Annotated in this window: 11 protein-coding genes and 1 pseudogene; 6 read left to right on the top strand and 6 right to left on the bottom strand. The window is 67.8% G+C overall.

Annotated elements, in window-relative coordinates; all coding sequences use genetic code 11:
- The first annotated feature begins 247 nt into the window (after positions 1 to 247).
- Complete coding sequence (locus tag GBZ26_RS05700; RefSeq protein ID WP_174437999.1) at positions 248 to 1,243, top strand: LysR family transcriptional regulator; 996 nt, start codon at positions 248 to 250, stop codon at positions 1,241 to 1,243.
- 140 nt (positions 1,244 to 1,383) lie between these two features.
- Positions 1,384 to 1,503: pseudogene (locus GBZ26_RS30960) on the top strand (IS6 family transposase); the annotation flags it as partial.
- A gap of 129 nt (positions 1,504 to 1,632) precedes the next feature.
- Here the strand turns inward: GBZ26_RS30960 and GBZ26_RS05710 are convergent.
- Positions 1,633 to 4,263, bottom strand: coding sequence for an autotransporter family protein (locus tag GBZ26_RS05710; protein WP_174438000.1), 2,631 nt, complete (start codon positions 4,261 to 4,263; stop codon positions 1,633 to 1,635).
- A gap of 287 nt (positions 4,264 to 4,550) precedes the next feature.
- A complete protein-coding gene (locus tag GBZ26_RS30965; protein WP_246653945.1) occupies positions 4,551 to 4,910 on the bottom strand; it encodes a DDE-type integrase/transposase/recombinase in 360 nt (119 codons plus the stop codon).
- On the opposite strand from GBZ26_RS30965, the gene GBZ26_RS30970 reads away from it, so the two are divergent.
- Positions 4,839 to 5,237 carry a helix-turn-helix domain-containing protein gene (locus tag GBZ26_RS30970; RefSeq protein ID WP_174438002.1) on the top strand — a complete coding sequence of 133 codons (399 nt, stop codon included), beginning with the start codon at positions 4,839 to 4,841 and terminating at the stop codon, positions 5,235 to 5,237. The genes GBZ26_RS30965 and GBZ26_RS30970 overlap by 72 nt on opposite strands.
- 165 nt (positions 5,238 to 5,402) lie before the next feature.
- Here GBZ26_RS30970 and gyrB read toward each other — a convergent pair whose 3' ends face one another.
- From gyrB to GBZ26_RS05740, 4 genes are all read right to left on the bottom strand, one after another.
- Positions 5,403 to 7,886, bottom strand: coding sequence for a DNA topoisomerase (ATP-hydrolyzing) subunit B (gene gyrB / locus GBZ26_RS05725; protein WP_174438003.1), 2,484 nt, complete (start codon positions 7,884 to 7,886; stop codon positions 5,403 to 5,405).
- 101 nt (positions 7,887 to 7,987) lie between these two features.
- Positions 7,988 to 9,196 carry a DNA replication/repair protein RecF gene (gene recF / locus GBZ26_RS05730; RefSeq protein WP_211104598.1) on the bottom strand — a complete coding sequence of 403 codons (1,209 nt, stop codon included), beginning with the start codon at positions 9,194 to 9,196 and terminating at the stop codon, positions 7,988 to 7,990.
- Positions 9,197 to 9,294: 98 nt separating this feature from the next.
- On the bottom strand, positions 9,295 to 10,425 hold the full coding sequence (dnaN, locus tag GBZ26_RS05735; RefSeq protein WP_174438004.1) for a DNA polymerase III subunit beta: 1,131 nt from the start codon (positions 10,423 to 10,425) through the stop codon (positions 9,295 to 9,297).
- A gap of 264 nt (positions 10,426 to 10,689) precedes the next feature.
- Positions 10,690 to 11,571 (bottom strand): SDR family oxidoreductase, encoded by an 882-nt coding sequence (locus GBZ26_RS05740; RefSeq protein WP_174438005.1) that lies wholly within the window; start codon positions 11,569 to 11,571, stop codon positions 10,690 to 10,692.
- 52 nt (positions 11,572 to 11,623) lie between these two features.
- Between GBZ26_RS05740 and GBZ26_RS05745 the strand changes: the two genes are divergently transcribed.
- From GBZ26_RS05745 to GBZ26_RS05755, 3 genes are all read left to right on the top strand, one after another.
- Complete coding sequence (locus tag GBZ26_RS05745) at positions 11,624 to 12,439, top strand: tetratricopeptide repeat protein (RefSeq protein ID WP_246653810.1); 816 nt, start codon at positions 11,624 to 11,626, stop codon at positions 12,437 to 12,439.
- 146 nt (positions 12,440 to 12,585) lie between these two features.
- Positions 12,586 to 12,885 carry a FeoA family protein gene (locus tag GBZ26_RS05750; RefSeq protein WP_174438007.1) on the top strand — a complete coding sequence of 100 codons (300 nt, stop codon included), beginning with the start codon at positions 12,586 to 12,588 and terminating at the stop codon, positions 12,883 to 12,885.
- Between the two features lie 52 nt (positions 12,886 to 12,937).
- The coding region (locus tag GBZ26_RS05755; protein WP_174438008.1) for a ferrous iron transporter B at positions 12,938 to 13,921 on the top strand (984 nt) is incomplete at its 3' end.

Genomic DNA, 13,921 nt, shown 5'->3' on the forward strand with positions numbered 1-13,921 from the left:
CCGTCCTTTTCAGTTTATGTTAGTAACACTGCTCATCAGAGAGCATAGCAGTCGGGAAATCATCATGTTTCCGACTCCATTACACAAACTGAGGCCTATCATTAGCGATGCTGATTGTAGGGCTCATGCGGACGGACGGGCTGTCTGATCCCGGTTGGAATTGGAGGCGGACCCGGACGGGATGGCTTGCCCAGCGTGACGGGACCATGCATCCTCACCGGCCCCATCTAATGAATGGAGCGAGACTATGCGCCCCAAAAGTGGCGAGTCGTACTCCAGCATCAATCTTTGGGATCTGCATGTGTTTCAGGTCATTGCGGAGAGGCGCAGCACGACGGCTGCAGCCGAGCGCCTTGGCGTGACCCAGTCTGCGGTGTCGCAATCCGTCGCCCGGCTCGAGCGTTGGCTCGGGACGGAGTTGCTGGACCGGTCCTGCCGGCCGATCCGCGTCACCCATGCAGGGGAAATCCTCAAGCTGGGGGCCGCGAACATTCTGCAGAATGTGCGTCAAACAGCCGAGGAGGTGCGCGCGGGAGCACAAGGCAGCGTGCCGCTGCTGCGTCTGGGACTGATCGATTCATTTGCCACCACGGTGGGGCATGAGCTGGTGAAAGCGTTGAGCCACCGTGTCGAGCAGCTCCAGGTTTGGTCGGGCATCACGCCAACACTCACCTCCGAGTTGCTGAACCGGTCGGTCGATGTCATCGTTTCGAATGATCCCATGCCGGCCCATTCGGAGTTGGCGTGCCATTGTCTTTTCCGGGAGGCTTTGATCGCTGCCGTCCCCAGCTCCCAGGCGGAGCGCTTCAAAGCGCTGTCCCTCAGCGAGATGTGCGCCGATCTGCCTCTGGTGCGTTTCAGCGGACGCTCCTCCCTGGGGCAGGCCGTGGAATATTACCTTGGCCAGCGCAAGCTGAACCCGCGCAGGGTGATGGAGTTCGACGCCAGTGAAGCGGTGCTCCGTATGGTGGCCGGCGGCCTCGGTTGGGCCATTGCAACGCCATTGTGCTTTTTGCAAGCGCATCCCCAGACCCTGGACGTGGCGGTTCTGCCATTGCCTCCGCCGCAGGCCTACCGTCGGGTCTATCTGGTTTACCGCAGGAACGAGCTGACGCTGATCATGCCAGACATCATCAGGATATGCCGGGATTGCGTCGAGAAATCGATCCTACCGACGGCGCGGCGATTGGCTCCCTGGGAGACTGTGGCATGGGCGGAGGACGATGAGGCGTCGGCGCGGTGATTTTCTCTCGTTCGGCGGCGCCACGCCCGCCGAGGCCGCCGAGGTCGCTACGCACGCCGGGCTGGGGCATGCCCCAGCCCGGCGTGCCATCACAGCCCGCTTCGGGCATCACAACTCACAGAGACTCTCCCAATGACCGGAGGAAACTTCGGTCTCAAGTCACGGCCTACGCGCCGATCAAGGGATTTGAGGTGATGCGGGCGCTCCGCAAAGGTCAAGCGTTCAGCTTCAACATCGCCCGTGACATGCGGGGCCATGCAGTTCATCAGCCAGCAGCTCGAACCTATCGCGTTGCCCTCCATCTCCTCCAAGCGCGCGGCGACCGCGCACAGGCTGATGGTCGGGTCACAATTGGGTGTTTCCATCCGATCGTGACCCGCATCGGTCGGTTACCAGGTGAGCTTGAAGCCGGCGGTAACGGCGTGGGCGGTCGTGTTGTCGGAAAGCGTGGCGTCGTAGTCCGCGTAGAACTTGAGGCTGGAATCCAGCACAGCGGCGATCCCGGCCCCGAGCACGGCGGCATCGCGTCCGGTTCGCGGCGACTGGACCGTGAAGCCGGCACCGCCGAGGCTGGCCGTCGACGTCACGGCGTCATCCAGGAACTCATGATCCCAGCGCGCCCGCAGCTCCGGCTCCAGCTTCATGCCACCTTCCGTCGCGAAACCACGCCAGACCCGCGCGCCGATGGAGCTGCGCACGGCATTCTTGGACAGGTCGTCGGCACTGAGGTTGAGGGCGTTCGCCCCCGTTTCGGTGAAGCTGTTGCGGGTGATGTGGTCCCAGCGGATACCCACCGACGGTTCCACGTTGTAGGCGTCGAATTTCAGCCGATAGCCGGTCGTCAGTGCCGCCGACAGGTCGTTTCCGTTGTAGTCGGCCACCGCGGTCCGGTTCAGCGAACCGAACGAAATGCCGCGCTTGCTGTCGTAATGGTTGAAGGCATAACCGACGTTGCCATCGACGAACAGCGCGTCGTTGGTCCAACCGCCGTAAAGAACGGCCTGATAGCTGTCGGCCTCGGTCCGTCCGCCGCCGTCGCGGGCCTTGACCTCGGTGCGGGCGTAACCGAAGCCCATGCCCAGGTTGAACCCGGACAGGACTTCTCGGTCGATGCCGACCATGGCGCCGCCGCCGCGGGTCGAGAAGCCAGCCGCGCTGCCGTCGCCGTTGGTGTCGCTGAACGCGCCGAAGGCACGCGCCCATGTGGACCAGCCCGCCTGCGCGTTGCCGGCGGCCAGACCGCTGCCATTCGCCGCCGGGTCATTGCCAGCGGTGCCGCCCGCTGCCTTGGCGCCCTGGCCATCAGCGACGAGCTGGAAACCGCTCAGCGCCTTCTGGGAGACCCGGGTCACGCTGTCAGGGCGCTCGCGCAACGCCGCTTGGCGGGATGCGACCACATCGCCGAAACGCCGCCGCGTGCCGAGATCCGCCGCCGCGGCATCGGCATGGATCACGCCCGACACCTGATCCAACGCCACCGTCACGTCGGGAGCGCCCAGCGGATAGAGCGCGTCGAACACAGTCTTGACGTCGCCGGTCGGCTTGGTCCCGGCCGCCGGGCGGATCGCGTCGATCGCAGCGCCCGCGGCCGCCTGGTTGCGGGTCTGGGAGGTGCCGGTCGCGGCCAAATTGCCGTAGCTGGTGGGGGTGACGTAGAGGTCGACCGCGGAGGTGGTGCCCGTCGCGTTCGCGTTGTACACCGTATCGAAACGCGTGCCGGGCAGAAGCCCGCTGCCGGGCTGGGTCAGCCGGGCAAACGAACCGTTGATCCCGCCTTCGGCAAAGACCACGTTCGCGAACCGCGTGCCCATCGCCGGGTTGTAGCTGTTGTTGGCCGAACCGGTCAGGCCGCGCAGCTGCGGGGCGATGGTGGTGCCCGAGCCGACGGTGAAGCTGTTGCCCGTTCCCAGCACGATCACGCGGGAATAGTTGCCCGCGCCGGTGCCGGTGCCGGTGCCGTCGATGTCGAGCACCAGCGAGGCGCCGTTGCCGAGGGTCTGGGACGCGCCAAAGGTCAGCGTACCCGGCGAGTTGCCGGGGCGCAGGGTGCCAAGGATGGTGCCGGGGGCGGCGATCAGGCCGGTGCCGCGCAGCACGCTGTTGGGCTGCACATAGAGGGTGCCGCCGCGCAGCACGCCGTTGATCGCCACCTCACCGCCGCCGGCGGTGTCGGCGATGGTCAGTTGGCCGGCATTGGTGAGGGTGCCGCTCAGCGTGACGGTGTTGCCGTTGGCGTCGATCGTCCCACCGGACGCCTGGATCGTGACCGGCTGGGTCAAAGTCGCCGTCGCGGTCGCCAGCAGCTTGCCGCCGGCAAAGGTGATCGTTTCCCCACGGGCTTGGCTGTCGGCCTGGGTGAAATAGCTCTGGGACACGTCGATGACGGTCGGGACGACCGGTTGAACGGGCGTTACCGGCGTTTCAGGAGTTACGGCGGGCGGCGGGTCCGGATCGACCGGCACCGTCACGGTGCAGACGTGCTCATTGATCTGAGTGCAGCCTGGACCGTCGAACGTGAGGGTGACGGTGTACGGGTATGTTCCGGCTGTCGTCTGATTGAAGGCGACGAGGACGCTGTAGGTGGTTCCTTCCACAAGAGAAAGAGTGGGGAAGGATGTGGTGTTACCGCCGCTGAAGTTGCTGATGAAGAACTGGGAAATCGGCGTGACGGGAGGGTACGTCGTGGTGGGGGTGTATGTGCCCGTCAGAAAGAACGTGGTATTGACAACGCTGGTTGTCGTTGACGTCGCGGAATACGTGCCCGTTGTCGTGACGGTGAACGGCAGCAGCACATAGATCCATTTGAAACTGCTGCTGTATGATGTGATGTTGGTGTTGGTGCCGGATAGAATTGCCGGAGCATACGTAAGCGTGCCGCCCGGCGCCGTGGTGAAAGTGTACGATTCCGCCAGCGCCGCTTGGGACAAGATTGACAGAGCGGCGCTTGACAAGGCCAGCGTCCGGAATGTTGTCCTTGGACGGCTAGTTCGCAGCGAATTATCCGTGATCTGTCGGCTCAACCCAGTATCTCCTTATGTGGCCATCTCTTTTTATAGAGAATGACTTTTGGAAAAAACGGACGTGAAGGGCGCAGACTTGTTGCAGCGCAGTTCTTGCGTCAAAATGATGAAGAAATTCACTTAAGTTTGAGTTAAAGAAACTTCAATCTTTGCTTGTATGTTGCGGCCCGAGATTTTGAGCGATTCCGGGGCCCGATTTCCGGTTCTCCCGCACTTTGCGTGAAGGCAACGCTCACGCTGCATGAAGGGTGTGATCGGTCCCCAGGTTGGAGGACGCCCGAGTTGGGTCAGGCTGCCTGATTGGCGGCAGCGAACTGACTGCCGCGGTCGGAGTGATGCACCAGTCCAGGACCGGGACGCTGGCGCTGAATGGCCATGGTCAGCGCCCGCGACGTCGACTGCTGGCTCATCGTGGCGTCCAACGCCCAGCCGATGATCTGGCATGAGAAGAGGTCCAACACAATGGCCGGGTAAAGCCACCCCTCAGCCCTAGGACTGTCGGTGATCTCCGCGGTCCACACTCGGTTGGGTGCCGCCACCGTGAATTGCCGGTCCAGCAGGTTGGCGGCCACGGGATGGCTGTGCTTGGAATCCGTGGTGGCGCGGAACGTCCGCCGCGTCTTTGGGCGCAGGCCGTGGGCGCGCATCGAGGTGGTGCACAGGATGGCGTTGCGTCGGGCACGACCAGCATTGCCAGCCAGTTTGGCGCCATTCTGCGCAACCTGCGGACGGCCCAAGGCCTTTTCCAGGAGGAACTCACGTTCCGCGCCGGAATGAGCGTGCCTTATCTCAGCGATTTGGAACGCGGCCGTTCCAATCCGTCGCTTGCCATGGTGGTCGATTTGGCGTGTGCTCTGGCGACGCACCGGTCCGTCATGCTGGCCGGCTTGATCATTGAGGGGGCGCAGAGCCGCCGCGGCGCAAGCGTCCCAAGGACTGATGGGGCAGGGCGCCAGCCCCAGTTCCACGCGTAGGAATTGGGCTTCATGAAAAGGGCGGACCCGGTTGGATCCGCCCCATTCTGCGTCTGTTCTGTCAAGCACCAGATTCGCTTGATCTCAGCCTTTCTCAATCAATGAGTGAAACGTCTCAATCATAGAGTTCGGTTTCTCAAGCTTTGCGTTAACGACCAGAATTACTTACACATCCAGGTTGGCGACCTTCAGGGCGTTCTCCTGGATGAACTCGCGGCGCGGCTCCACGATGTCGCCCATCAGGGTGGAGAAGACCTCCTCCGCCTGATCGGCGTGGTTGACCTTCACCTGCAACAGCGAGCGCTTGGTCGGGTCCAGCGTGGTTTCCCAGAGCTGGTCGGGGTTCATCTCGCCCAGGCCCTTGTAGCGCTGGATCGTCACGCCGCGGCGGCCCAACTCCATCACCGTGTCGAACAGGGCGACGGGGCCGGTCAGGCTGCGGCTCTCCTTCTGCTTCTCGAAGGCGCGGCCCGGCTCGGCGTAGACGCGCTTCAGGTCCGCCGCGATGGCGTCCAGCTTGCGCGCCTCGGCGCTCTTCAGCAGGTCGGCGTCCAGATGGTGGCGGTGGGTCACGCCGCGGCGCGTCCGCACCAGCGCGTAACCGCCCTGGAGCAGGCTCTCGCCGCGCCAGCCGCCTTCCACGTCCAGCGCGTTCAGCCGGGCGGCCACCGTCTCGGCCGCCTGCTGCGCCTGGGCGGTGTCCTGCGACAACGCGACCGACAGGGCGCCGCTCACCGCCGCCGATTCCACCACCGACAGGTTGCCGGCCTTGCGGGCCAGCGTCTCGATGTGCAGGCGGGCGCCGCGCGCCTGCTCGACCATCTCGCGCAGCGGCTCACCGTTCAGCAGGGAGCCGTCGGCGGGGCGCACGGACAGGTCGCCCAGCGCCGCCTCGATCAGATACTCTTCCAGCGCCCGGTCGTCCTTCAGGTACCGCTCCTTCGCGTTGCCGCGCTTGATGCGGTAGAGCGGCGGCTGGGCGATGTAGAGATAGCCGCGCTCGATCAGCTCCGGCATCTGCCGGAAGAAGAAGGTCAGCAGGAGCGTGCGGATGTGGCTGCCGTCCACGTCCGCGTCGGTCATGATGATGATCTTGTGGTAGCGCGTCTTGTCCGGGTTGAACTCGTCGCGCCCGATGCCGGTGCCCAGCGCCGCGATCAGCGTGCCGATCTCGGCCGAGGACAGCATCTTGTCAAAGCGCGCCCGCTCGACGTTCAGGATCTTGCCGCGCAGCGGCAGGATGGCCTGGAACTGGCGCGACCGGCCCTGCTTGGCCGAGCCGCCCGCCGAATCGCCCTCCACGATGAAGAGTTCGGACAGCGCCGGGTCGCGCTCCTGGCAGTCGGCCAGCTTGCCGGGCAGGGAGGCGATGTCGAGCGCGCCCTTGCGCCGGGTCAGCTCGCGCGCCTTGCGGGCGGCCTCACGGGCGGCGGCGGCCTCGACCACCTTCTGGACGACGCGCTTGGCGTCCGCCGGATGCTCCTCGAAATACTGGGCGAGGCATTCGCCCACCACCGCCTCGACCACCGGGCGGACTTCGGAGGAAACCAGCTTGTCCTTGGTCTGGCTGGAGAATTTGGGGTCGGGCACCTTCACCGACAGCACGCAGGTCAGCCCCTCGCGCGCGTCGTCGCCGGAGAGGTTGACCTTCTCCTTCTTCGCGATGCCCGACTCGTTGGCGTAGTTGTTGATCGCCCGCGTCAGTGCCGCGCGGAAGCCGGCGAGGTGGGTGCCGCCGTCCTTCTGCGGGATGTTGTTGGTGAAGCAGAGCGTCGTCTCGTGGTAGCTGTCGTTCCACTGGAGCGAGCATTCCACGGTGACCACGCCGCCATGCTCGGTCGGGCGCTCCGCCTTGATCGAGATCGCCGGCTTGTGCAGCGGCACCTTGGAGCGGTCGAGCCAATTGACGAAGGCTTCCAGACCGCCTTCGTAATGGAGGTCCTGAACCTTCGGCTCCACCCCGCGGGCGTCGGTCAGCACCAGCCGCACGCCGGAGTTCAGGAAGGCCAGCTCGCGCAGCCGGTGTTCCAGGGTCGCGAAGTCGAATTCGGTGTTGGTGAAGGTGTCCTTGGACGGCAGGAAGGTGACCTCGGTCCCGGAGAGCGGCTTCTGTCCGCCGTTGCCGTCATCCACCATCGGGGCCGCGCCGATGTCGGCCAGCCGCTCGTCGGCGACGCCGTGGCGGAAGCGCATGAACCATTCGCGGCCGTTGCGCCAGATGCGCAGCTCCAGCGTCTCCGACAGGGCGTTCACCACCGACACGCCCACGCCGTGCAGGCCGCCCGACACCTTGTAGGAGTTCTGGTTGAACTTGCCGCCGGCGTGGAGCTGGGTCATCACGACCTCCGCCGCCGACACGCCCTCTTCGGAGTGGATGTCGGTGGGGATGCCGCGGCCGTTGTCGCGCACCGTGACCGACCCGTCGGCGTTGAGCTGCACCACGACCGCGTCGCAGTAGCCGGCCAGCGCCTCGTCGATCGCGTTGTCCACGACCTCGTAGACCATGTGGTGCAGTCCGGAGCCGTCATCGGTGTCGCCGATGTACATGCCCGGACGCTTGCGCACGGCGTCCAGCCCGCGCAAGACGGTGATCGATTCCGCGCCGTAATCCTGCTGCGGGAGGTCGTTCTTCAGTGCTTCCTGTGCCATGGCTCGACTATAGCAGACTGCGTTGGGTTTCGGCGGAATACCGTTGTTCGGTGGGCGATTTTCTGGGCTTTTCAGCCCTTTTTCGCGGGCCTTTTCGGGAGCTAGGCCGGGGTCACGGTCGCATCCTCGATGTGGAAGCGTTTGGCGGCACCGCCGAGCGGCCCGAAGACCGAATCGTCGGTGCCGGTCATCCAGGCCTGGGCGCCCAGCGCCAGGATCTCGTCGAACAGCGCCTCGCGCCGTTGCGGGTCCAGATGGGCGGCCACCTCGTCCAGCAGCAGCAGCGGGGCGGCCCCGCGCTCCGCCGCCAGGAGGCGGGCGTTGGCCAGCATGATGGCGATCAGCAGCGCCTTCTGTTCCCCGGTGGAGCAGAGCGCCGCCGGCATGTCCTTCTGGGCGTGGCGCACCGCGAGGTCGCTCTTGTGCGGTCCCAGCGTGGCGCCGCCGCCGTCCGAATCGGCGCGCCGGCTGTCGCGCAGCGAGCGGCGCAGCGCGTCCTCGGCGGCCAGAGCCGGGCCCTCGTCGAGCCAGCGCTCCACCGTGCCCTGGACGGTCAGGTCGGCGCCGGGGAAGGGGCCGACGGCCCGCCCGCAGGCGGCGCGCAGTCGCTGCACCACGTCGCGGCGGGCGGCGGCCACGGCGACTCCGGTGGTCGCCATCTGGTCCTCCAGCCCGCCCAGCCAGCCCTCGTCGCCGTTCCAGCCGCGGTGCCCCTCGCGGAGCAGGCGGGCGCGCTCGCGCAGGGCGTGCTCGTAGCGGCTGAGCCGGCCGGCGTGGGCGGGGTCGAATCCGAAGACGAGGCGGTCGAGGAAGCGGCGGCGACCGCTGGAACCCTCCAGGAACAGCCGGTCCATCTGCGGGGTCAGCCAGACGACGGCGACATGCTCGGCCAGCACGGTCTGGCCCTTGGCGGGGTGGCCGTCCACCCGGACGACGCGGCGGTCGCGCTCGGCGCCCGACGCCGCCTGGGGGCCGATCTCGCGGCCGGTGCCGATCTCCACGGGGCCGGTGGGGGTGTCCAGAACGGCGGCGACCGCCCAGCCGGCTCCCGTGCCGGAGCCGATCCGCTCGACCTCCGACAGCTTGGCGCCGCGCAGGCCGCGTCCGGGGGCGAGGAAGCTGACCGCTTCGAGCAGATTGGTCTTGCCGGCGCCGTTCGGCCCGGTCAGCACCACCGGGCGGTGGTCGGGCTCCAGGCGCGCGCTGTCATAGCCGCGGAAGCGGGTCAGGGTCAGGCGCGTCACCGCCAAAGCGGCCGGAGTGTCCACCACCGGGGCGGGATAGGGCGAAGTCTGTCTGGCGTCGAGCAAAGCGTCCGATCCGGGATGCGGGGACCGGGCCGCCGCACCCCGTCAGACACGGGGTCCGGAGCGCACCGGCCCAAAGAGCGCCGATCCGTCCGGACCGGTCACACACGCATCGGCATCAACACGTAAAGGGCGGTGGAGTCGGCGACGTCGCGCACGATGGTCGGCGAGGCGGCGTCGGCCAGCGAGAAGCGCGCGCCCTCGCCCTCGATCTGCTGCGTGATATCAAGCAGATAGCGAGAGTTGAAGCCGATTTCCAGGGGGCCTTCCTGGTAATTGACCTCCAGCTCCTCGGTGGCGCTGCCGGCCTCGGGGCTGGTCGCGGACAGGGTCAGCGTGCCGCGGGTCAGCGACAGCTTCACGGCCCGGCTCTTCTCGGTGGAGATGGTGGCGACGCGGTCCACGGCGGCGGCGAACAGCTTGGCGTCCACCTCCATGGTCTTGTCGTTGCCGACCGGGATGACCCGCTCGTAATCCGGGAAGGTGCCGTCGATCAGCTTGGACGTCACCACCACCGAATCGAAGGCGAAGCGGATCTTGTTGTCCGACAGCGACAGCTCGATGCGGTCGGCGGCCTCGTCGATCAGCTTGCGGATCTCGTTCACGGTCTTGCGCGGAACGATGACGCCGGGGATGCCCGCGGCCCCCTCCGGCAGCGGCATCTCGACCCGCGCCAGACGGTGGCCGTCGGTCGCCACGGCGCGAAGCACCGGCAGTTCGGCCCCGCCGGCCTTGGCCTTGGCGGCGTGCAGGTAGATGCCGTTGAGATAGTAGCGCGTCTCTTCGGTCGAGATGGCGAAGCGGGTGCGGTCGACCAGCGCCCGCAGGTCGCCCGCCGTCAGGTCGAAGCGGTGCGGCAGGTCGCCGCCGGAGAGCTGCGGGAAATCGTCGACCGGCAGGCAGGACAGCTTGAACTGCGACCGGCCGGCGCGCAGCGTCAGGATCGTGCCGTCGCCGCCGATGTCCAGCTCCACCTGGCTGCCGTCGGGCAGCTTGCGCACGATGTCGTACAGCGTGTGGGCCGGGGCGGTGGTGCCGCCGGCGCGGGTCACCGTGGCCGAAACCGTCTCGACGATCTCCAGGTCCATGTCGGTGGCGGCCAGCGACAGCTCGCCGTCGCTCGCCCGCAGCAGCACGTTGGACAGGATGGGAATGGTGTTCCTGCGCTCCACCACGCTCTGCACATGACCAAGGGACCGGAGAAGGGCGGCGCGTTCGATGATGATGTTCATGCTGGTCGTCGTCTCGGCAGGTCGTGTTTTTTTGCGATTCGCAGGCGTACCCATGCCGGTCCGGCCGCAATCCAGCGGGCCGGAACGGGGGAGCATGATACCACAACGTCGGTTTTGCCGAACCAAATTCGTTCGGCGCGGCCGGACGGTCGCCGGAAAGGACGATTCCGGCCCATCCGGAGGCCCGTGACGCCCCCGCGGGGTGCCGCCGTAGGGGGGAATGCGGCCGGGGCGGAAGGGCGCGCGATTCGCGTCGCCGCGACTCTACCGCCCGCTCTCCGCCGCGAACTGGGCGTCCAGCCCGGCGCGGTAGTCCGGATAGGCCAGCGCCACGCCGAGCTGGCGCTTGATGCGGTCGTTCTTCACCCGGCGGCAGTCGGCGTAGAAGCTGGCGGCCATCGGCGACAGCCCGGCCTCCGCGAAGGGCACCAGCGGCGGCGGTTCCACGCCCAGCAGGCCGCAGGCGTAGCTCACCACCTCGTGGGAGGGGGAGGGCAGGTCGTCGGCGACGTTGTAGACCGCGCCCAGCGTCGGCTTGTCCATCGAGGCGCGCAGCGTCGCCGCGATGTCCTCCACATGGATGCGGCTGAACACCTGACCGGGCTTGTCCACCCGCCGGGCGGTGCCGTCGCGCACGTTGTCCAGCGCGCTGCGCCCCGGCCCGTAGATGCCGGCCAACCGGAAGAGATGCATCGGCACGCCGTACTGACGGTAGAGATTCAGCCAGCCGCGCTCCGCCTCGACGCGGCGCTTCTGCCGCTCGCCGGTCGGGCGCAGCCACGCCGCCTCGCCCACCCAGTCGCCCTTGGTGTCGCCGTAGACCCCGGTGGTGGAGAGGTAGCCGGCCCAGTCGAGCGTCCGCAGGTCCGCCAGATCCATGGCGTGCTGATCGAGCACCGGGTCGCCCCGCTCGTCGGGCGGGACGCTGACCAGCAGGTGGGTGGTGCCGGCCAACGCGGCGCGGGCGTCCTCCAGCGGGCGGCCCCGGTCGAACAGGAACGCCTCGACGCCCTGCGCCTCCAGGGCGGCGCGCTTGTCCTCGCCGCGGCAGGTGGCGGCGATCCGCCAGCCCTCGGCCCTCAGCCGGTCGGCGAACACGCGGGCGGTGAAGCCCAGGCCGAAGACGAACAGACGGGGTGAAGCCATGTCTTGCGGGGTCCTTGCGTCGGAAGCGGCAATGACGGAGTGTAAGGCCGCCATGAACCGACGCAACGCTTACCTCATCACGGCCGCGCTGGCGCTCCTCTCTGTCAGCCCCGCCTTGGCCGCTCCCGCCGTCGATCACAACCGGGAATTCCAGGCCTGCCTGACGCTCGCCGAGAAGCGCCCGACCGAAGCGCTGGAGAGCGCGCAGACCTGGCTGAACCGCGGCGGCGGCGACCATGCAAGGCTGTGCCAGGCGCTGGCGCTGTTCCACAAGGGCGACTTCACCACCGCCGGGGCGCGGCTGGAGGAGTTGGCTCCGGTGCTGGGCAAGGACGACCCGAAGGCCGGGGCCTCGATCCTCGGGCGGGCCGGCTGGGCGTGGCTGCGCGCCGGCGACAACGTGCGGGCGGAACGGGCCTACAGCCGCGCCCTGGCGCTCCAGCCGGACGACGTGGACCTGCTGATCGACCGCGCCATCGCGCGGGCCGAGACGGAGCGCTTCTGGGACGCCGTGGCCGATCTGGACGCGGCGTTGAAGAAGGACCCGCGGCGGCCCGAGGCCTATCTCTACCGCGCCGCCGCCCACAAGGCGCTGGCCAACGACCGGCAGGCCATGGCCGACATCGACCGCGCGCTGGAGTTGCGCCCCGGCGATCCCGACGCCCTGCTGCTGCGCGCCAACATCAAGGCGCAGGCCGGCAACCTGCCGGGCGCGCGGGAGGATTGGAGCCAGATCGTCCGCAACACGCCGAACAGCGCGGCGGCGAAGACGGCGCAGGCCAACCTCGACCGCTCCGCCAGGGCGCCGGCTCCCGCGCCGGCGGCGAAAGGTGACGCGAAGGGCGCGGCGGCCCCCGCAAAGCCCTAGTCTCTGTATGGTCGCTGCGCTCATTTCACAAGGCTCCTGCGACATTTAGCCCGCTGGACGGATGCGAACGCTTCGCAGGATCATTCGCGGCGAAGAGGGGCGGACAGGAACGCGCCCCCCACCTCCCGGTGCGATCAGGTGCAGCCATGAGCGGTCATCCCACCCCCGGAACGGGCCAGTCGCCCGGCGGACGGCATTTGGGCGAGTTGAAGAAGGGCGAGCGCGCCCGCGTGACCGGCGTCGATGAGCGGGGGGTCGTCACCACCCTTCCCGAAGGGGAGCTGGAGCGGCGCATGATCGAGATGGGGCTGGTCGAGGGCTCCCAGGTCGAGGTCCTGCACGAAGCCTTTCCGGGCCGCGACCCCATCGCCATCCGCGTGAACGAGCACACGCTGGCGCTCCGCCGCGCCGAGGCGCGCGCCGTGCTGGTGGCGCCCGCCGTCTGACGCGCTGCGCCGCTTCCTTTTTCAGAACGACTCCCTTCAAGGACATCCGGCCATGTCGGTCCTGGACTCCGCTCTGCCGCCGCGCATCGCGCTGGTCGGCAACCCGAACTGCGGCAAGACCGCCCTGTTCAACGCCCTCACCGGCTCCCGCCAGAAGGTGGCGAACTACCCCGGCGTCACCGTGGAGCGGAAGATCGGGCATTTCGTCAGCCCGCTCGGCCGCCGCGTTCAGGTGATCGACCTGCCGGGCACCTACAGCCTGCGCGCCCGCTCCCCCGACGAGGAGGTGACCCGCGACGTCGTGCTCGGCCGCTTCTCGCACGAGGACAGCCCCGACCTGCTGGTCTGCGTCGCCGACGCCACCAACCTGCGCCTGAACCTGCGGCTGGTGGTGGAGCTGAAGCGGCTGGGCCGCCCGATCATCCTGGCGCTGAACATGATGGACGCGGCGGAGAAGCGCGGCTGCCGCATCGATGCGGCGGCCCTGTCCGCAGCGCTCGGCGTGCCGGTGGTGCCGACCGTCGCCATCCGCCGCGGCGGCGTCCAGCCGCTGCTGGAGCAGATCGATGGGGCCATGGCCATGGCGGCCGATGCGGCGGAGAACCCCGCCCCCTGCGGCTGGAGCGAGCCCTCCTCGCGCGACTTGCGGGCCTACCACCAGGAGGTCGAGGGGCTGCTGGCCGGCTGCGTGGCCAACGCCGGCCTGCCGCCGCTGGCGACCCGGCGGGTGGATGCGGTGCTGCTGCACCCGGTGTTCGGGCTGGCCTTCCTGTTCCTCGTGCTGTTCCTGATGTTCCAGGCGGTGTTCGCCTGGGCCGAGGCGCCGATGAACCTGATCGACGGCGCGGTCAGCGGGCTCAAGGACTGGGTGGCCGCCACCCTGCCGGACGGGGCGCTGCGCAGCCTGCTGACCGACGGGATCATCGCGGGGGTCGGCAGCGTGGTCATCTTCCTGCCGCAGATCCTCGTGCTGTTCTTCTTCATCCTGGTGCTGGAGGCGACCGGCTATCTCGCCCGCGCCGCCTTCCTGCTGGAC

Origin of the sequence: Azospirillum formosense (assembly GCF_013340925.1) — a bacterium.
Taxonomy (GTDB): domain Bacteria; phylum Pseudomonadota; class Alphaproteobacteria; order Azospirillales; family Azospirillaceae; genus Azospirillum; species Azospirillum formosense.